This is a genomic window from Rhodococcoides fascians A44A (genome assembly GCF_000760735.1).
GTDB lineage: Bacteria > Actinomycetota > Actinomycetes > Mycobacteriales > Mycobacteriaceae > Rhodococcoides > Rhodococcoides fascians_E.
Window position 1 is genome coordinate 446793 of sequence record NZ_JMEX01000005.1, and the last position, 18009, is coordinate 464801.

15 protein-coding genes are annotated in these 18009 nt (G+C 65.9%); 9 read left to right on the forward strand and 6 right to left on the reverse strand.

The window, feature by feature from the left end:
* Entirely contained in the window at positions 1–1362 is a 1362-nt protein-coding gene (locus BH95_RS05885; RefSeq protein ID WP_020110163.1) for a protoporphyrinogen oxidase, read from the reverse strand.
* Positions 1359–2438, reverse strand: coding sequence for a uroporphyrinogen decarboxylase (gene hemE, locus BH95_RS05890; protein ID WP_033189660.1), 1080 nt, complete (start codon positions 2436–2438; stop codon positions 1359–1361). The genes BH95_RS05885 and hemE overlap by 4 nt, the downstream gene beginning before the upstream one ends.
* Positions 2439–2547: 109 nt before the next feature.
* On the opposite strand from hemE, the gene BH95_RS05895 reads away from it, so the two are divergent.
* The 4 genes from BH95_RS05895 (at position 2548) to BH95_RS05910 (ending at position 7912) form a co-directional block, all read left to right on the forward strand.
* Positions 2548–3144, forward strand: coding sequence for a DUF3000 domain-containing protein (locus BH95_RS05895; RefSeq protein WP_019664022.1), 597 nt, complete (start codon positions 2548–2550; stop codon positions 3142–3144).
* Between the two features lie 64 nt (positions 3145–3208).
* The gene (locus BH95_RS05900) at positions 3209–4480 is read left to right on the forward strand and encodes a ribonuclease D (RefSeq protein WP_037142402.1); all 1272 of its coding nucleotides are present in this window, start codon (positions 3209–3211) and stop codon (positions 4478–4480) included.
* A 70-nt stretch (positions 4481–4550) separates the two neighbouring features.
* Complete coding sequence (locus BH95_RS05905; protein WP_020110166.1) at positions 4551–5810, forward strand: thiolase family protein; 1260 nt, start codon at positions 4551–4553, stop codon at positions 5808–5810.
* The gene (locus BH95_RS05910) at positions 5807–7912 is read left to right on the forward strand and encodes a 3-hydroxyacyl-CoA dehydrogenase NAD-binding domain-containing protein (protein ID WP_037181356.1); all 2106 of its coding nucleotides are present in this window, start codon (positions 5807–5809) and stop codon (positions 7910–7912) included. Before BH95_RS05905 ends, BH95_RS05910 begins: the two co-directional genes overlap by 4 nt.
* Positions 7913–7982: 70 nt before the next feature.
* Here BH95_RS05910 and BH95_RS05915 read toward each other — a convergent pair whose 3' ends face one another.
* Positions 7983–8873, reverse strand: coding sequence for an SDR family NAD(P)-dependent oxidoreductase (locus BH95_RS05915; RefSeq protein WP_230594241.1), 891 nt, complete (start codon positions 8871–8873; stop codon positions 7983–7985).
* 103 nt (positions 8874–8976) lie between these two features.
* Here BH95_RS05915 and BH95_RS05920 point away from each other — a divergent pair, with 103 nt between their 5' ends.
* The 4 genes from BH95_RS05920 to BH95_RS05935 all read left to right on the forward strand — a co-directional run bounded on the left by BH95_RS05920 (position 8977) and on the right by BH95_RS05935 (position 12471).
* The gene (locus BH95_RS05920) at positions 8977–9840 is read left to right on the forward strand and encodes a helix-turn-helix transcriptional regulator (protein WP_027498537.1); all 864 of its coding nucleotides are present in this window, start codon (positions 8977–8979) and stop codon (positions 9838–9840) included.
* 52 nt (positions 9841–9892) lie between these two features.
* Positions 9893–10636: an SDR family oxidoreductase gene (locus tag BH95_RS05925; RefSeq protein ID WP_019664029.1), complete on the forward strand. Its 744-nt coding sequence runs from the start codon at positions 9893–9895 to the stop codon at positions 10634–10636.
* A 132-nt stretch (positions 10637–10768) separates the two neighbouring features.
* Positions 10769–12166 carry a sugar porter family MFS transporter gene (locus BH95_RS05930; RefSeq protein ID WP_019664030.1) on the forward strand — a complete coding sequence of 466 codons (1398 nt, stop codon included), beginning with the start codon at positions 10769–10771 and terminating at the stop codon, positions 12164–12166.
* A 20-nt stretch (positions 12167–12186) separates the two neighbouring features.
* Entirely contained in the window at positions 12187–12471 is a 285-nt protein-coding gene (locus tag BH95_RS05935) for a YciI family protein (RefSeq protein WP_019664031.1), read from the forward strand.
* Between the two features lie 4 nt (positions 12472–12475).
* Here the strand turns inward: BH95_RS05935 and dxs are convergent, their stop codons facing one another.
* Positions 12476–14356, reverse strand: a complete 1881-nt coding sequence (dxs, locus tag BH95_RS05940; protein ID WP_027498538.1) for a 1-deoxy-D-xylulose-5-phosphate synthase — start codon at positions 14354–14356, stop codon at positions 12476–12478.
* 254 nt (positions 14357–14610) lie between these two features.
* Here dxs and glsA point away from each other — a divergent pair, with 254 nt between their 5' ends.
* Positions 14611–16437 carry a glutaminase A gene (gene glsA / locus BH95_RS05945; protein WP_020110173.1) on the forward strand — a complete coding sequence of 609 codons (1827 nt, stop codon included), beginning with the start codon at positions 14611–14613 and terminating at the stop codon, positions 16435–16437.
* A gap of 33 nt (positions 16438–16470) precedes the next feature.
* Here the strand turns inward: glsA and BH95_RS05950 are convergent, their stop codons facing one another.
* Together BH95_RS05950 and BH95_RS05955 are read right to left on the reverse strand one after the other, a co-directional pair.
* Complete coding sequence (locus tag BH95_RS05950; protein ID WP_033189657.1) at positions 16471–17262, reverse strand: anti-sigma factor; 792 nt, start codon at positions 17260–17262, stop codon at positions 16471–16473.
* Entirely contained in the window at positions 17259–17999 is a 741-nt protein-coding gene (locus tag BH95_RS05955) for a sigma-70 family RNA polymerase sigma factor (protein WP_019664035.1), read from the reverse strand. The genes BH95_RS05950 and BH95_RS05955 overlap by 4 nt, the downstream gene beginning before the upstream one ends.
* Between the last annotated feature and the right edge of the window lie 10 nt (positions 18000–18009).

The window sequence follows — 18009 nt, forward strand, 5'->3', positions numbered from 1 at the left end:
CTATCGTGCCACCTCGGATACGGCGGCGGCCGCTCTGGTGGCGGATGCGACACAAGCGGGGACTCCGACGCCGTGGCTCCAGGCACCGGCGACGGCGAGCCCGGGGACGTCACGGACGGCGGCGTCGATCTCGGCGACTCGCTCGACGTGCCCCGGCGCGTACTGCGGTAGCCCGCCTCGCCAGCGCTGCACCACGGTCTCGACCGGTGCGACGTCCAGGCCGGTGACCGTACGCAGATCCTGCGTGGCGATGTCGACGAGTTCCCTGTCGGTCATCTCCAGCGCTGCAGTGTCGCCGAAACGGCCGAGAGACGCACGCAGCAGCGGTGTTTCCCGCTCCCCCAGGTGCGTCCATTTCCGGCTCGAGAGAGTGAACGCTTTCACCGAGAGTCCTGCGTCGGTGGCGACGAGGACACCCGAGTTGTCCGGCAGTGCGGTCCCCGGTGGTAGAGACATGGCCACCACGACGGACGACGCGAGTTCGATGTCCGCGGCGGCGTCCGCGGCGTCAGGAACTGTGTCCGCGAGGATGCGTGCGAGAGCCGGGGCAGGTACGGCGAGAACCACGACGTCCACGTGACCGATGGGGTCGACGCGCCAGCCACGCCGCTCTCCCCGGATCGACACGACTTCGGTACCCATGACAGTTCGAGCGTTCGTCGCCGATACCAGCGCGTCGACCAGTACTCCGTACCCGTCGCGGAGTGCACCGAACACCGGTCCGGAGCTGGGCGGGGGCAGTGCCCGCTTCACGGCAGCCGTCAAGCTGCTCGCTCCTGCGTCGAGTGCTGCGGCCAACGTCGGCAGCGCGGCCCGTACGCCGATCGAGTCCGACAGTCCGGAGTACACCCCGCCGAGCAAGGGATCGACGGATCGACGAAGCACCTGATCGCCGAACCGACCACCCACCAACTCGGCGACGCTGACGTCTTCGCCCACGTTCCAGGTCATCGGCGAGTCGGATTCGGCGGAGATCCTCCGCACGGTCTCGTCGTCGACCATTCCGCGTAGCGCGACAGCGTCGGACGGGATTCCCATCAAGGTGTCCGGTGGCATCGGATGCAACGCACCGCCCGCGTAGAACAGTGGTCGCCTACCCGCCGGATGCACCAACTGCTCGGACAGGCCGAGCTCGTCCAGCAGAGCGGGAACCTCGGGCCGTCGCCCGATGAAGGCCTCCGCACCCACGTCGAGTGAACCACCGGCGATGCGTGCCGTCCGCAACGTTCCGCCGAGCCGCTCGGATGCCTCGACGACGGTGATCTCCGCGTCCGGGCCCAGGCTGCAGCGCAGTCGGTAAGCAGCGACCAGTCCGGTGATTCCGCCGCCGACCACCGCGGCGCGAGGCGCCGACACCGTCACAGCGAATGCACCAGCTCCACGACACGGGTGAGGATCGTGGGGTCGGTGTCCGGCAGGACTCCGTGGCCGAGGTTGAACACGTGCCCGGTGGCCCCCGCCGCGAGCGCACGATCCGCCTCCGCAACGATTCGCCTCACCTCGGTCTCGACGGCGTCCCAACCCGCGAACAGCACCGCCGGGTCGAGGTTGCCCTGCAGAGCTTTTCCTGCCCCGACGCGGGTGATCGCGTCGTCGAGTGGGATCCGCCAGTCGACGCCGACCACGTCGGCACCCGCGTCGCCCATTGCGCCGAGCAGTTCCCCCGTACCGACTCCGAAGTGAATCTTCGGGACACCGGCCGAGCTCACCGCGTCGAACACCTTGGTCGAGTGCGGAAGGACGAATTCACGGTAATCGGCGAGTGAGAGTGCCCCCGCCCAGGAGTCGAACAGCTGGAGTGCATCGATTCCGGCCGCGAGTTGTGCCGTCAGGAACGTGATGGTGGTGTCCGCAAGTGTGTCCAACAACGTGTGCCAGGTCTGCGGGTCGGACCGCATCAACGCCTTCGTCTTCTCGTGGTTTCGGCTGGGCCCGCCCTCGACCAGATACGAGGCGAGCGTGAACGGGGCGCCGGCGAAGCCGATCAGCGCTGTCTCGCCCAGCTCCTTCGTCAGCAGAGCAACGGCGTCCGCTACCGGCTGTACCTGGTCGGCACTCAGCTGCGGTAGTGCATCGACATCGGCACGCGATCGCACCGGATTCGCCACCACCGGGCCCGTACCGGCGACGATGTCGAGGTCGATGCCTGCGGCCTTGAGCGGCACGACGATGTCCGAGAAGAGAATTGCGGCGTCGACGCCGTGCCGCCTGACCGGTTGCATCGTGATCTCGGTGACCAGCTCTGCATCGAAGCAGGATTCCAGCATTCCGATCCCGGCCCGGATCGTGCGGTACTCGGGTAGAGAACGCCCGGCCTGACGCATGAACCACACGGGTCGGCGCGTCGGGACGCGGCCCGCGGCGGCGGCCAACAGGGGCGCGTCGGGAAGGTGGCGACGCGAGGACGGCGTGTCGGTGCTGGGCGTGACGGTGTTCATTGCAGTCCATGCTGCCACGCCTCACGATCGACGCCTCTACGCAGGTCCGTGCTGGTACTTCGGCGCGCCTCCGACGAACGGGAACGTGAGAAGTCTAACGTCCGGTGACGTGACCACACCCGGATCCGCTGCCGAGCCTGCGCCGTTTCGATCGGCTGTCGAGGCGATGCACCGGGCAGTCGTGCACCCCTCGATCGAAGTCGGCCCGATCAGACCGCCGCAGCGTCTCGCGCCGTACAGCTATGCGGTGGGCGCCGAGGTCAAGCACCCTGTCGGTGAGGACGTCGGCGAGCAGTCCGACGGTGACGCATTCGGCCGACTGATCTTGTTGTACGACCCGGACGGTGACGAGGCATGGAACGGCACCATGCGCCTCGTCGCCTACATCCAGGCCGACGTCGACGAGACCCTCGCGTCGGACCCACTGCTTCCCGAGGTCGGGTGGAGCTGGCTGGTCGATGCTCTCGGTAGTCGTGCCGAGCCGGTGACCGCGCTGGGTGGGACTGTCACATCGACCAGTTCCGTCCGGTACGGGGACATCGCCGGGCCCCCGAAGGCGCATCAACTCGAGCTCCGCGCGTCGTGGACGGCGGGATCGGTGGAGCTCGCGTCACACGTGGAGGCGTTCTGCGAGGTCCTGGCCTACGCCGCCGGATTGCCTCCGGCCGGGATCACCGAGTTACGGAGCACAGCCGAGAAACGGTGACGCGACCCGAACTGGATCGTGAGTTCGCACGCGGTCCGCTCGTTTGGGCTTAGAGTCACCTCTCATGTCAGCGACAAGTTCCAGTGAACCGTCGGATGTAACGGACGGTCCTCCGCCTGCCGTTCCTCTGCTCGCGCCCGCCGACGGTGTCCCCCCGGTCGTCGACACCGTCGCCGGCGTCGCCGAGGCCGCGGCTGCACTGGCGGGCGGTCACGGTCCGCTCGCAGTGGACGCCGAACGTGCGTCGGGTTTTCGCTACTCCCAGCGTGCGTACCTGCTGCAATTTCGCCGCCGCGGTGCGGGAACGGTCCTGCTGGATCCGATACCGGTCACCGGGCAGCTCACCGCCTTGGCCGAGGTGATCAACCCGTTGGAGTGGGTGTTGCACTCGGCCGACCAGGATCTTCCCGGCCTCGAAGAACTGGGCCTCGTCCCGACGACGCTGTACGACACCGAACTTGCCGGCCGTCTGGCAGGCTTCGAGCGCGTCGGACTCGGCGCGATCGTCGAGAGAACGCTCGGCCTCTCGTTGCAGAAAGGGCACGGCGCCGCCGATTGGTCGACGCGGCCACTCCCGGACACGTGGTTGAACTACGCCGCACTGGATGTGGAAGTACTGCTGGAACTGCGCGACGCGATGGCCGCCGAACTCGAGAGCCAAGGCAAGACGGAGTGGGCGGCGCAGGAGTTCGCACACATTCTGACCCTCGGTCCCCCGAAGCCGAAGACCGACCGTTGGCGCCGGACATCGGGTATCCATGCGGTGAAATCTCAGCGTGTCCTCGCGGCGGTGCGTGAACTGTGGCAGGCGCGCGACGAGATCGCTCGCCGCCGCGACATCGCCGCGGGACGGGTTCTGCCGGACTCGGCCATCGTCGCCGCCGCCACCTCGGATCCGAAGAACGAGAACGAGTTGAAGGCGTTACCTGTCTTCGGCGGCCCCCGCCAGCGCCGGTCCGCGAAAGTATGGCTGGGCGCGCTCGGCCGGGCACGCGCACTGCCCGCCTCCGACCTGCCGCCCAAGGCAGCACCGTTCGACGGTCCTCCCCCGGTGAATCGGTGGGCTCGCCGCGACCAGGATGCCGCCGATCGGCTCGCCGCGACGCGAGCGGCAATGACGGAACTCAGCGAGCGCGTGTCGGTTCCCGTCGAGAATCTGCTGCTTCCCGATCTGTTGCGCCGGCTCGTGTGGGACTGGAAGCCGCTGACGTCGACCGACGCCGCGGGTGCGATCGAGCACGAGCTGGCCGACGGCGGGGCCCGTCCCTGGCAGCGTGAGCTCGTCGTCCCAGTGCTCACGGCCGCATTGACCCCTCCTCAAGTTACCGACGGGTAATACCCGCTACAGTGGGCGTCAACCCGGCGTCGGTCGGGTCCATGTCCGCATCTGTCGGGAGGATCGAAGCGTGTCTGTACCCGCGTCCACCAGCTCACAGCGGAATGTCGTGTTCGTCGACGGCATCCGCACACCGTTCGGCAAGGCAGGCCCCAAGGGCATCTACGCCGACACTCGCGCCGACGACCTCGTCGTCAAAGCCATCCGCGAACTGCTCCGCAAGAACCCCAACCTTCCTCCCGAGCGGATCGACGAGGTCGCCATCGCCGCGACCACGCAGACCGGCGATCAGGGCCTGACGATCGGCCGCACGTCCGCTCTGCTGGCAGGTCTTCCCCGCAGCGTGCCCGGCTTCGCCATCGATCGCATGTGTGCGGGCGCCATGACGTCGGTGACCACCACCGGATCAGGCATCGGCTTCGGCCAGTACGACGTCGTGATCGCAGGCGGCGTCGAGCACATGGGTCGTCACCCGATGGGCGAGGGCGTCGATCCGAACCCGCGGTTCCTCGCGGACAAGCTCGTCGACCCGAGTGCTCTCGTCATGGGCAACACCGCCGAGAACCTCCACGACCGCTTCCCGTCGATCACCAAGGACCGCACCGACGCCTACGCCGTGGCGAGCCAGGAGAAGTACGACGCCGCCAAGAAGGCCGGCTACATCGCCGACACCCTCGTCCCTGTCGCCACCAAATCTGCCGCCGGATGGGGTCTGGCCACCGAGGACGAACCACCTCGTCCGGGCACCACCGTCGAAGACCTGGCGAAGCTCAAGACTCCGTTCCGTCCGGCCGGCCGCGTGACCGCCGGAAACGCAGCAGGTCTCAACGACGGTGCCACCGCCGCGATTCTCGCAGGTGAAGACACTGCGCACGAGCTCGGACTGAACATCGGCATGCGGATGGTCGGCTTCTCGTTCGCAGGCGTCGACCCCGCCGTGATGGGCATCGGACCGGTCCCGGCGACCGAAAAGCTGCTCGGCCGAACCGGATTGAGCATCTCCGACATCGGCTTGTTCGAGATCAACGAAGCCTTCGCCATCCAGGTCCTCGCGTTCCTCGAGCACTACGGCATCGCCGATGACGACCCCCGCGTCAACCAGTGGGGCGGCGCCATCGCGTGTGGCCACCCGCTCGCATCCTCCGGCGTGCGCCTCATGACACAGCTGTCGCGTCAGTTCGCGCAGCGTCCCGACGTCCGCTACGGCTTGACGACCATGTGCATCGGCCTCGGTATGGGCGGCACCGTCATCTGGGAGAACCCGAACCACTCCGACTACGCGGGAGTGAAGCCTGCAGGAACGACCCAGACGGCAGGAGCAGCCAAATGAGCGACATCACCACTGCGTTCACCGACGAGGTAGTCACGAACGCATTCACCAAGATCATCTCCGTCCCCGGCCTCGAAGGCTCGATCGCCCTCGTGACGCTGGACAACGGCTACGACCACACCAAGCCGTCGACGTTCGGCCCCGGCGGCCTCACGCAGTTCGACGCCGCACTGGACGAGGCATTCGCCGCGAACCCGGTCGCGATCGCAGTGACCGGCAAGCCGTTCATCTTCGCGGTCGGTGCCGACCTCAATGGTGTACCGAACATCAAGACCAAGGACGAGGCGCTCCAGATCGGTCAGCTCGGCCACAAGGTGTTCCGGCGCCTGCGTGGATCCGAGATCCCGACGTTCGCATTCATCAACGGTGCGGCTCTCGGCGGCGGCCTCGAAGTCGGCCTGCACTCGCACTACCGCACCGTCGCCGACAACGCGGCAGCACTGGGATTGCCCGAGGCGTTCCTCGGACTCGTTCCGGGATGGGGCGGAACTCAGTTGCTGCCCAACATCATCGGCGCATCGAACGCCGTGACGGTGATCATCGAGAATTCGCTCAACCAGAACCGAACCCTCAAGCCGCAGCAGGCGCTCGATCTCGGTATCGCCGACGCCGTGTTCGGCGGCGCCGACTTCATCGAGCAGTCGCTGGCATGGGCAGCCCAGGTCATCAAGGGCGACATCACTCCCGCCCGTCCCGAGATCGACCGTGGCCAGGCCTGGGATGACGCCGTTGCCCGCGCCAAGGGCATCGTCGCGGGCAAGACCGGTAACTTCGCTCCCGGTCCGGTCGCTGCTGTCGAGCTGATCGAGCTCGCCAAGAACACCGACATCAACGACTCGGCTTCGCTGGACGCCGCATTCGCTGCCGAGGACGAGGCACTGTCCACTCTGCTCGTGAAAGACGAACTGCGTGCAGGCCTCTACGCATTCGATCTCGTACAGAAGCGGGCCAAGCGACCCGCAGGCGCACCGGACAAGTCGTTGGCGCGCAAGATTTCCGGCGTCGGCATCGTCGGGGCAGGTCTGATGGCCAGCCAGCTCGCTCTGCTCTTCGTCCGGCAGCTGAAGGTTCCGGTGATCCTCACCGACATCGACCAGGAGCGCATCGACAAGGGCGTCGGCTACGTTCACGGTGAGATCGACAAGCTGCTCGGCAAGAAGCGTCTGTCCCCGGATGCCGCCAACCGATTGAAAGCACTGGTCTCCGGCTCCATCGACAAGGCGGCGTTCGCACAGGCAGACTTCGTCATCGAGGCCGTGTTCGAGAATCTCGACGTGAAGAAGAAGGTGTTCGCCGAGGTCGAGGAATTCGTCTCTCCCGACACGATTCTCGCCACCAACACCTCGTCGCTGTCGATCACGAAAATGGCAGCCGATCTGAAGCACCCCGAGCGCGTGGTGGGCTTCCACTTCTTCAACCCCGTCGCCGTCCTCCCGCTACTGGAGGTCGTCAAGGGCGAGAAGACCGACGATGCCACGCTGGCAACGGCATTCGCCACGGCCAAGACGCTCAAGAAGTCGGCCGTGCTCTCTGCCGACCTGCCCGGATTCGTCTTCAACCGGCTCGTCACCCGCGCATCCGGCGAGATCATCGCCGCGATCGACGAGGGCACGCCCTTCGACGTCGCCGACGGGGCGGTCGCCGAGCTCGGCATGCCGATGAGCCCGCTCACCCTGCTGGCATTGGTCGGACCGGCCGTCGCCCTGCACACCGCGGAGACCCTCGCCGAGGCGTACCCCGAGCGGTTCAAGGACTCCGCCGGATTCCGCGCACTCGTCGACGCCAAGAAGCCCGGCGTCTGGACCTACGGACCCGAAGGCCAGATCGTCGACCCCGAGGTGGCAGCGCTGTGGCCGCAGGGTGATTCACCGTCGACGGCAGAGCAGGTTCTGGATCGAACCCGCCGAGCGTTCGCCGACGAGATCAACATCATGTTGGAGGAAGGCGTCGTAGCCGCGGCGGAGGACATCGACCTCTGCCTGCTCCTCGGTGGCGGCTTCGGATTCTGGAACGGCGGAATCACGCCGTACCTCGACCGAACCGGCACCTCGGAAGCGGTGACCGGCAGGCGATTCCTCGCCGACGGCGTCGCGAACGTCTGACGGAAGTCCGAGATCGAAGTTGTGTACGTCGTCACCGTGAACCATGTACACAACTTCGATCTCGCCGGCGTTACAGCGTGCCCAGAAAAGCCATGAGCTCAGATTCGCGTGCGGGGTCGTAGGACTCCGCGGAAGACGACACAACGCGGTTGCGGTCGACGTAGTCGCCGCTGCGAGCGAGCGTTCGGCCGGACACCAGGTCAGCGAGTGCCGCACCTGCCTGCGTGGACGTGGTGGCCAGTGGCGTCAGAGTAAGCACTGGACCCAGCGCTCGCATCATCAGCTGCGCTCCCCTGCCTGCATGTCTGGCCAGGCCGGTCCCCGGGACCAGACCGGGGTTGAACGAGATGATGTCGACGCCCGGTTCGAGGGCGTCAGCCCATGCATGAACGAGGTGGACCGCCGCAAGTTTGCTGGTCGAGTACGCGGTTCTCCCGGCTGCGGCCGACTCCGGTTCGGCGAAGGCACCGGGACGCGCGAGGACGTCCGGAGCCGACCACACGGGCGCCGGAACCAGCGCGAGATTGTGCCGGAGATCCCCGAAGTGCGTGTCGCTGACGGTGATCACGATGCGCGAGGAATCCGTCAGGTGGGACCGGAGCTGGGTCAGAAGTACGTGGTTGGCAACTACGTTGACCGCGAAGGTCGCTTCGAGACCGTCGACCGTCGTCGTGACGGCATCGGTGTACTGGATGCCCGCGTTTCCGACGAACCTGTCGAGTTTCGGGATCGAACCGTTCTGCACCAGCGCGCCGATGTGACGGCCCGCCGCTCTCGTCGCCTCGACGTCAGCGAGGTCGGCGTCCACGAACGTGACCCGAGGAGAGGTCGGGCCAGGTCTTCGCCCGACCACGACGAGGTGTGCATGAGGGTCGTCGGCAAGCAACCTCGAGGCTGCTACGGCGCCGATCCCCTGGCTGACTCCGGTCATGACAATGGTGTGTGCGGAACTGTGGGTCATGGCACCCACGCTGTCACCGGCACAGGAGTACAACCAGCACCCGGTGAGACGGTGGGATCAGCAGTACCAGGATGCATCCGCCGAAGCGGGAGATGATGGACCGATGAGCGACACGGCATCCGACCTCGGTGAAGTCCTGCGCGGATGGAGGGACAGACTCTCACCTGTCGATGCAGGCCTGCCGACGGGCCCGAGGCGGCGGACCGAGGGTCTACGCCGTGAAGAGTTGGCACAGCTGGCCGGAGTGTCCGTCGACTACCTCGTCCGACTCGAACAAGGCCGCGCCACGACGCCGTCCGCGCAGGTCACCGCGTCTTTGGCACGAGCCTTGCAGTTGAACGGCGCCGAGCGAGATCACCTGTACCGCTGCGCTGGCCTGTTGCCACCGGGCCCGGGAAGCATCGATCGACACGTCGGTCCCGGCATTGCGCGCCTCGTCGGCCGCCTGGCGGACACGCCTGTGGCCGTGTTCGCGGCGGATTGGGACCTTCTGACGTGGAACCCGATGTGGAGCGCACTGCAAGGCAATCCGACGGCGATCGACGTGACGCACCGAAACCTGGTTCGGGTGATGTTCGGGAGCGACGATCGCGGCCGAGCCGCCTATCCACCCGCGTCGTCGACGGCAGACCTGGAGCATCTCGCGACGGCACTCGTCGCCGACCTCAGAATCGCAGCCGTCCGGTTCCCACGCGACGCACCGCTGCTTGCGTTGATCACCGAATTACGTACGCAGAACTCGTATTTCGATGCACTGTGGCGCTCGGGGACCGCCGCCGAGCATGCCACCGATCGCAAGACGATCCACCATGCAACCGTCGGGGACATCACCCTCGACTGCGACGTTCTCACCGCACCCGGCACCGACCTCCGGCTTGTCGTCTACACCGCTGCGACGGGCACGGCAGATGCAGACAAGCTCGACTTTCTTCGGGTCGCGGCAGGCGTCGCCGTAGCCGAGCACTGAGATTGCCGTCACGTCGCGATACATTTCGGCGGGCTGTGCCGTCGAGAGGGACATGAACACACTGAAGATCGCAGTTGCAGGTGGAACCGGCGTCGTCGGCAAGCACGTGGTCGACCTCGCACGAGGACGCGGTCACGACGTTCTCGTGCTCACCCGCTCCAACGGCGTGGACCTCGTCGACGGAACCGGCCTCGACGACGCTCTCGCCGGGGTCGACGTCGTCGTAGACGTTGCCTCGACGCAAACAATGTCTGCCAAGGAATCCGTCCGGTTCTTCACGAGCGTTACCGCACATCTCCTTCGGGCGGAGCACAATGCGGGCGTGCGGCATCACGTGGCGCTCTCCATCGTCGGCGTCGACGAGGCGCCGTACTCGTACTACGCGGGAAAAGTCGCGCAGGAACAAGCGATTCGAGACGGCGACATTCCCTGGACCATCCTGCGCGCAACGCAGTTTCACGAATTCGCCGAGCAACTCGTCGAGCGAACCACGCTCGGTCCGCTCGTCGTCGTACCACGTATGCGGTGCATGCCCGTCGCGGCACGAGACGTTGCGCGGACACTCGTCGAACTGGCCGAAGGCACACCCGCAGGCAAAGTCCCGGACCTCGGCGGACCACGAGAGGAACGCATGGTGGACATGGTCCGCACCCACGTGGCCACACTCCACGGCAGACACTGGGTTGTCGAGGTCCCCGTGCCAGGCGCCTACGGGAGAGCCATGCGCGACGGCACCCTCGTGCCGGGAGCCGATGCCGACCACGCGTCGACCACCTTCGCGGATCGACTCGGCTGAAGGAACCCGACCCTCCGCGCTGGGGTAACCCTTCGGATGAAATCCGCTGATTTCAGCCACCGACCGGCTGGAGCAGGTCCATGATGTCGATGACCACCACCGACGCTGGCTCGTCAGAAAGCTGGGTTCGTCATGACGCAACCTGCAGAACGCCATACCGCGAAAGTCATCGGAGTCACCGTCGCGGCAGCGGTCGGTGGCTTCCTCTTCGGTTTCGATTCGTCGGTCGTCAACGGCGCGGTCGACTCGATCCAGGAGAACTTCGGCCTCAGTTCGTTCGTCACCGGATTCGCCGTCGCGATCGCGCTGCTCGGATGCGCAGTCGGTGCGTGGTTCGCCGGGCGGCTCGCCGACAGTTGGGGACGCAAACGCGTCATGCTGTTGGGCTCGGCGTTGTTCACCATCTCGTCGGTGGGTTCCGGTTTCGCATTCTCCATCCCCGATCTGATGTTGTGGCGAGTGCTCGGCGGACTCGGAATCGGAATCGCATCGGTCATCGCGCCTGCCTATATCTCCGAGATCGCGCCCGCACGCTATCGCGGTGGTCTCGCGTCGCTGCAGCAGTTGGCCATCACCGTCGGTATCTTCGCCGCGTTGCTGTCCGACGCGGTGCTGCAGAACGCGGCGGGTGGGCCGTCGAACGATCTGTGGTTCGGTATGGAGGCGTGGCGATGGATGTTCCTCGTCGGCGTCGTACCCGCACTCGTCTACGGTTTTTTGGCCACGCTCATCCCCGAGTCCCCTCGTTATCTGGTCGGCAAGCACCTCGACGAGGAAGCAGCCCGAATTCTCGGGGAGATCTCCGGCGAGGTGAACCCGAACGAGCGCGTGAAGGAAATCCGGCTGACGCTGCGGCGCGAAGCGAAGTCGTCGTTTGGCGACATTCGCGGACCGAAGTTCGGTCTGCAGCCGATCGTCTGGGTCGGCATCACGATGGCGGTCCTGCAACAGTTCGTCGGCATCAACGCGATCTTCTACTACTCGACGACACTGTGGAAGTCCGTGGGCTTCAGCGAGAATCAGTCGTTCGTCACCTCGGTGATCACATCCGTCATCAACGTCACCATGACGTTCGTGGCGATCCTGTTCGTCGACCGATTCGGCCGTAAGAACTTGCTTCAGATCGGTTCCGTCGGAATGTTCGTGGGACTGGTGCTCGCTGCGGTGTCGTTCACTCAGGCCGTGGGCACCGGAGACGACCTGACACTTCCGACGCCGTGGGGAACGATCGCGCTGATCGGAGCCAACCTGTTCGTCATCTTCTTCGCCGCCACCTGGGGTCCGATCATGTGGGTGATGTTGGGAGAGATGTTCCCCAACAACATGCGTGCGGTTGCTCTCGGTATCAGCACTGCAGCCAACTGGGTAGCGAACTTCGCGATCACGTTGGCGTTCCCGCCGCTCACTCAGTCGATCGGCCTCGGTTTCATCTACTCGTTCTTCGCGTTCTTCGCGCTGGTGTCCTTCTTCTTCGTAAAGTTCAAGATCCGCGAAACGAAGGGCATGGAGCTCGAGGACATGGTTCTGTAACTCCGGTCAGGAGGCGCGTCATGCCGATGTTCGTCGTCGAATACACGTACACGCCGGAAACGTCGGGCGGCCGAGACGACCACCGAACCGACCACCGAGCGTGGATCCACGAGATGGTTCGCCGAAAAACCATCAGGTCGTCCGGGCCGCTGGCCGACCACAGTGGCGCAATGTTCATCGTCGAATGCCCCGACCGCGACGCCGTCGCCCGGTTGTTCGCACACGATCCGTTCAACCGTGCCGGCTTGGTGGCCGACGTGCGGATCAGTCAGTGGGCGCCCACCATCGGTGAACACGCCGACTGACGCCTCAGTTCGACCCGAGCCACCCGGCGATGCGGCGCGTCAGGTCTTCCGGCGTGAGCCCCAGTTCACGGTGGATCTGCTCGCGTGACGCGTGATCCAGGAATCGCTGCGGAACTCCGATGTCGCGGCACGCGGTGTCCACACCGACTGCCCGGACCGCCGCGGACACCGTCGATCCGACGCCTCCGTGCACCCCCGAATCCTCGAGGGTCACGACGAGTTTGTACTCCTCGGCCAATTTCAGCAGGGCCTCCGGGACCGGAAGCACCCATCGTGGATCGACTACGGTCACCGACACACCGTGCTCGGCCAGAGCGGCAGCCGTCTCGAGCGCCAGTCCTGCGAAGGCGCCGACGGCCACGATGAGCACGTCTCGGCCCGCGGAATCAGGCTCGGCCAACACGTCGATGACACCGTCGAGACGTCGGAGCGCCGGGATGTCCTCCGTGACAGCGCCCTTCGGGAACCTGAGGGCAGTGGGCCCGTCACTCACCGCGAGTGCCTCGCCGAGTTCCTCACGGAGAGAGGCGCAGTCGCGTGGTGCGGCAACCCGCATGCCGGGAACGATCCCGAGCAACGACATGTCCCACATGCCGTTGTGGCTGGCACCGTCGGCACCGGTGACACCGGCGCGGTCCAGAACGAGAGTGACCGGCAGATTCAGCAGCGCAACGTCCATCAGTAGTTGGTCGAAGGCGCGATTGAGGAACGTCGAGTACACGGCGACGACGGGGTGCAGGCCACCGAGCGCAAGGCCTGCCGCCGACGTCATTGCATGCTGTTCGGCGATCCCGACGTCGAACATACGGGTGGGGTACTTCTCCCCGAACGCCGCGAGGCCGGTGGGACCCGCCATGGCCGCGGTGATCGCGACGATGTCCTCACGCTCGGCCGCACGGTCGATCAATTCGGCCGAGAACACGGACGTCCAATCGGGAGCCGATTGCTTGCGGGCGAGCCCGGTCAGGGGATCGATGACGCCGGTGGCGTGCATCTGGTCGGCGACGTTGTTCTCGGCGTGGGCGTACCCCATACCCTTGCGAGTGACTGCGTGCACGATCACCGGGCCGCCGTATGCCTTGGCTCGGCGCAAGGCGGACTCCATGGCCTGCTCGTCGTGACCGTCGACCGGTCCCAGGTATTTGATGCCGAGGTCGGTGAACAGGACCTGAGGGCTGATGGCGTCCTTGACGCCCGCTTTCATGCCGTGCAGCATCGCGTACGCCGTCTTGCCGAACAACGGAATCTTGCGGACGATGCGGCGTCCGTTGTCGAGAATGCGCTCGTAGCCCGGCTGCAGGCGTAGGGCGGCCAGATGTTCGGCCAATCCGCCGATGGTGGGAGCGTAGGAGCGACCGTTGTCGTTGACGACGATCACGAGGGAACGATCCTTGCCCGCCGCGATGTTGTTGAGTGCTTCCCAACACATCCCGCCCGTCAGCGCTCCGTCACCGACGACGGCGACGACGTGGCGGTCGCTCTGCCCGGTCAGCTGAAAAGCCTTGGCCAGCCCGTCCGCGTAGGACAAGGACGCCGACGCATGCGAGGACTCGACCCAGTCGTGTTCGCTCTCGGCGCGCGAGGGGTAGCCGGACAGTCCGCCCTGCTTGCGGAGCGACGCGAACTCGGCGGTGCGGCCGGTGACCATCTTGTGCACGTACGCCTGATGGCCGGTGTCCCAGATGATCGGGTCACGCGGAGAATCGAACGTGCGGTGGACGGCCAACGTCAGCTCGACGACACCCAGGTTGGGACCCAGATGACCTCCGGTGGCCGACACCGTCTCGACGAGGAATTCACGGATCTCCTCGGCCAGATCCACCACCTCCGCCGGCGAAAGACGGCGCAGGTCCTCAGGCGACTGAACGCGCGCTAGAACACCCAACGAGATCGCTCCCTCCGGCCGGAAACTTCGGCAACACGTGCGGTACTTCGATGTCGATGGCTCGACACTTCTTCGATCAGAACAGTCTACGTAGCGAAACGTAGACGCCGTACCGACACTGCCGATGCCGTACCGCGACCACCGCAGAATCATGTACCGACTCCGACAATACTGTGACCTCCGGGCAACACGACCATCACGCCCACGCGTCGATGATCACACCGAACCCCGAGGTCGGAGCATAGGGTTGCCTCATGTCGAGCGTCGTGGATCGAATACTCCAACACGTCTTCGACGCGTGCCGAGACGACACCTCGGGCAGCGTCGCCGATTACATCCCCGAACTCGCCGCGGTCGCGCCCGACGGTTTCGGGATCGCCCTGGCGACGAGCGACGGGTACGTGTACGAGGTGGGCGACACGTCGACGCTGTTCACGATCCAGTCGATCTCGAAGCCCTTCACCTACGGACTGGCCCTCGCCGACCGGGGTGAGGACGCCGTCGCGCAGAAGATCGACATCGAGCCGTCGGGTGAACCGTTCAACGAGATCAGTCTCGATCCGATCACCGAACGCCCACGCAATCCGATGATCAATGCGGGAGCCATCACCTCGGCGTCGCTGATCGCCGGGAAGTCGGCCGCGGATCGGTTCGAACGAATCCGTCAGGCCTACTCCCGGTACGCGGGTCGCTCGCTGACGTTCAACGAATCGGTGTACCGCTCCGAGGCCCGCACCGGCAACCGGAACCGTGCGATCGGATACATGCTGCGCTCGTTCGACATCATCACCGACGATCCCGACGCCGCAGTGGATCTGTACTTCCGCCAGTGCTCCATCGACGTCACCGCGGTCGACCTCGCCATGATGGCTGCCACCATGGCGAACAACGGCTCAAACCCGCGCACGAAGGAACGTGCACTCGCACCGGCGTTGGTGGAGCGCGTCCTCAGTGTGATGACGACGTGCGGGATGTACGACGGTGCGGGCGACTGGGTCGCGCGAGTGGGGATGCCGGCGAAGAGCGGGGTGGGCGGCGGCATTCTGGCCGTCCTGCCCGGTCAGATGGGAATCGCGGTCTACTCCCCCCGGCTCGACCCGCACGGAAACAGCGTGCGCGGCGTCGCGGCGTGCCGAGAACTGTCACGCAAGCTCGAACTTCACTTCCTGCACGTCACGCGCGCGGCCCGGTCCGCGATCCGCGGCAAGTACACCGTCGGTGAGGCCCCGTCGCGTCGCCGACGAAGCGACGTCGAGCAGGCCGCTCTCGCTCGGTTCGGCAGCCGCGCTCGGGTGTACGAGCTGCACGGCGATCTGTTGTTCTCCGGGGCGGAGACCGCGGTTCGCGAGATCGGAAACCTCGACGAACAGCTCGATGCGTTGGTCATCGACGTCCGCGGCGTCGACGAGGTCAGTGACGTGGCGCGCGGAATGTTCGACAGCGTGCTCGGTCACCTGTCCGAGCATGGTTGCAGGGCCTCGCTCGTCGACCCTGCGGGTGTTCTGGGTCGCACCAGTTCGAGCATCGATCCGGGCGGCGCATCCGGCCGCGTCTTCGCCGACCTGGGTTCCGCCATTCAATGGGCCGAGGAGATTCTGCTCGACAAGTACTGCGTCGGACCTCGCCAACCCGACCGTATCGCCTTGCGGGACCACCCGGTGCTCGACGGCTTGACCCCGGCCGAATACGCCGCTGTCGAACCCGCCTTCACCGTGCACACCTACGCAAGGGGCGACACCGTCGTGACCAGCGGACAACCGGCCGCCGGGTTGTTTCTCGTACTGGCCGGGCAGGTGTCGTCGTCGTTCACCTCACCGGGAGGCCGACATCACCGCATCTCGACGCTGTCTCCTGGGATGAGTTTCGGCGAGATGCCCCTTCTGGCCCGAACGGAGTTCCTGCTCGATTTCCGGGCGGACACCCCGTTGTCGGTCGCCGTAATGTCGGTTCGAGATTTCGAAGCGTTGTCCGAGTCGGCACCGTCGGTGAAGCTGGAGCTTCTCACCACCCTCGCGACCGGTGCGTACATGCAGATGAACACCGCGATCAAATCTCTCGGGCAGTTCGATGTGGGGCGCTGAGGCCCCACATCGAACTCGACCGGCGTCGACGCGTCACGCGTCGAGTGTCACCATCGTCAGAACCTCTGTCGGCTGCGGAGATCCGCCTGCGGGCTCGAGCGAGAACGCGAAGTTCGTTGCCGCGCCCATGCCGTCGATTACAGTGCCGTCGCCGTCGGCCAACTGTTCGGCCGTCACCAGACCGACCGACCGAGGCGTGCCGTCGACGAACCACATCTGGTAGTCCTGGCCTGCCGCGGGTGCGGAAACGCCGTCGAGCGTGACGACGAGCGAACCCGACTCACGGGAGTAGGAGATGTTCGCCGTGCCGCCACCGGGGAACTCGGCGGTGGTCTCACGTGCGTCCGGCGCTGCCACGATCTGTTCCGCCTGGGTCGGTGCCGGGTCGTTGCCCAGTACCTGGGTGGCGACCACTCCGCCGCCGACGGCCACGACGACTGCTGCCGCTGCGGCGAGCATCGTGGTACGCCACCGACTTGCCCCTGGGCCGTTCCGCCCCCTCCGCTCCTGCTTGGCGCGGCGATCTCGGTGTCCGCGCAGAGTGGTCACCGTCGCGGGTGCGGGTTCGGCGACGTCCTGCGTGATGCGCGGAATTTCTTGCAGCACGCGATCTCTCAGCTGAGCCGGGGGTTCCGCGGCATCCAGGACGGACACCAGCGCAAGAGTTTCCTGTATCTCGCCGACAAGGATGTTGAACTGCACACGGGCGGTGTCGTCCACCGCCGCACGGTCACGTTCGATGTCGGCTTCCTCGGCGGCGCTCACCGCATGGAGGGCGTACACCTCGGCGGCGTCGAGCAGCCGCTGTCGCGTTGCTTCGCTCATGAGGGTGTCACCCCCAGACATGTCTTCAACTTGATCAGTCCGTCCCGTATTCGCGATTTGATCGTCGGAACCGCGACCCCGAGCCGCTCCGCCACTTCGCGGTATGTCCAACCGCTGTAATAAGCCATTCGTACCGACTCGCGTTGCGTATCGGTCAGTGTGTCGAGGCACGCAACCACGGCGTCGGATTCCAGTCGCTGGGTGACGGCCTCGAGCACCTCGTCGTGTTCCGGGGTGTGGCTGATCGCCCCGTACGCAGCTTCACGGTCGGTCCCGGACTGCTCGGACCGCACGCGGTCCACCGCGCGCCGGTGCGCCAACGTCATGATCCACGCCAGGGGGCTTCCCTGGTTGGGGTCGTAGTTGGGTGCCGACTTCCAGATCTGGAGGAACACCTCCTGCGTCGTCTCCTCGCTGTACCCCGGGTCGCGAAGGACACGCAGCACCATGCCGTAGACACGTGCGCTGGTGGCGTCGTACAACTCGCCGAAGGCGCGTTGGTCACCACCGGCGACCGCGGCCATCAGCCGGCGGAGCCGCTCCATCTCGTCTGCTCGCAGGTTGCGCAACTGCGCACTGGGCACAGCACAGGCCGCACCTTGTTCTGCCGACGGGTCGTCTTCTGAATCCGGTGGCCCCTGGTACTGCGAGCCCGGCGTGGGGTCCGTGCTCACCGTGACGATGTCCCAACGAATTCGACTCTGATCGCGTTCATTGATCAAGAGAGTAGTGCTCATGTTGCTCTCA

Excerpts from the sequence above, each read along its gene's own strand:
- BH95_RS05950 (WP_033189657.1), bottom strand. The coding sequence starts at position 17,262 with ATGAGCGAAGCAACGCGACAGCGGCTGCTCGACGCCGCCGAGGTGTAC.
- BH95_RS05900 (WP_037142402.1), top strand. The coding sequence starts at position 3,209 with ATGTCAGCGACAAGTTCCAGTGAACCGTCGGATGTAACGGACGGTCCT.
- glsA (WP_020110173.1), top strand. The coding sequence starts at position 14,611 with ATGTCGAGCGTCGTGGATCGAATACTCCAACACGTCTTCGACGCGTGC.
- BH95_RS05910 (WP_037181356.1), top strand. The coding sequence starts at position 5,807 with ATGAGCGACATCACCACTGCGTTCACCGACGAGGTAGTCACGAACGCA.
- BH95_RS05955 (WP_019664035.1), bottom strand. The coding sequence starts at position 17,999 with ATGAGCACTACTCTCTTGATCAATGAACGCGATCAGAGTCGAATTCGT.
- BH95_RS05920 (WP_027498537.1), top strand. The coding sequence starts at position 8,977 with ATGAGCGACACGGCATCCGACCTCGGTGAAGTCCTGCGCGGATGGAGG.
- BH95_RS05925 (WP_019664029.1), top strand. The coding sequence starts at position 9,893 with ATGAACACACTGAAGATCGCAGTTGCAGGTGGAACCGGCGTCGTCGGC.
- BH95_RS05935 (WP_019664031.1), top strand. The coding sequence starts at position 12,187 with ATGCCGATGTTCGTCGTCGAATACACGTACACGCCGGAAACGTCGGGC.
- BH95_RS05915 (WP_230594241.1), bottom strand. The coding sequence starts at position 8,873 with ATGACCCACAGTTCCGCACACACCATTGTCATGACCGGAGTCAGCCAG.
- hemE (WP_033189660.1), bottom strand. The coding sequence starts at position 2,438 with ATGAACACCGTCACGCCCAGCACCGACACGCCGTCCTCGCGTCGCCAC.
- BH95_RS05930 (WP_019664030.1), top strand. The coding sequence starts at position 10,769 with ATGACGCAACCTGCAGAACGCCATACCGCGAAAGTCATCGGAGTCACC.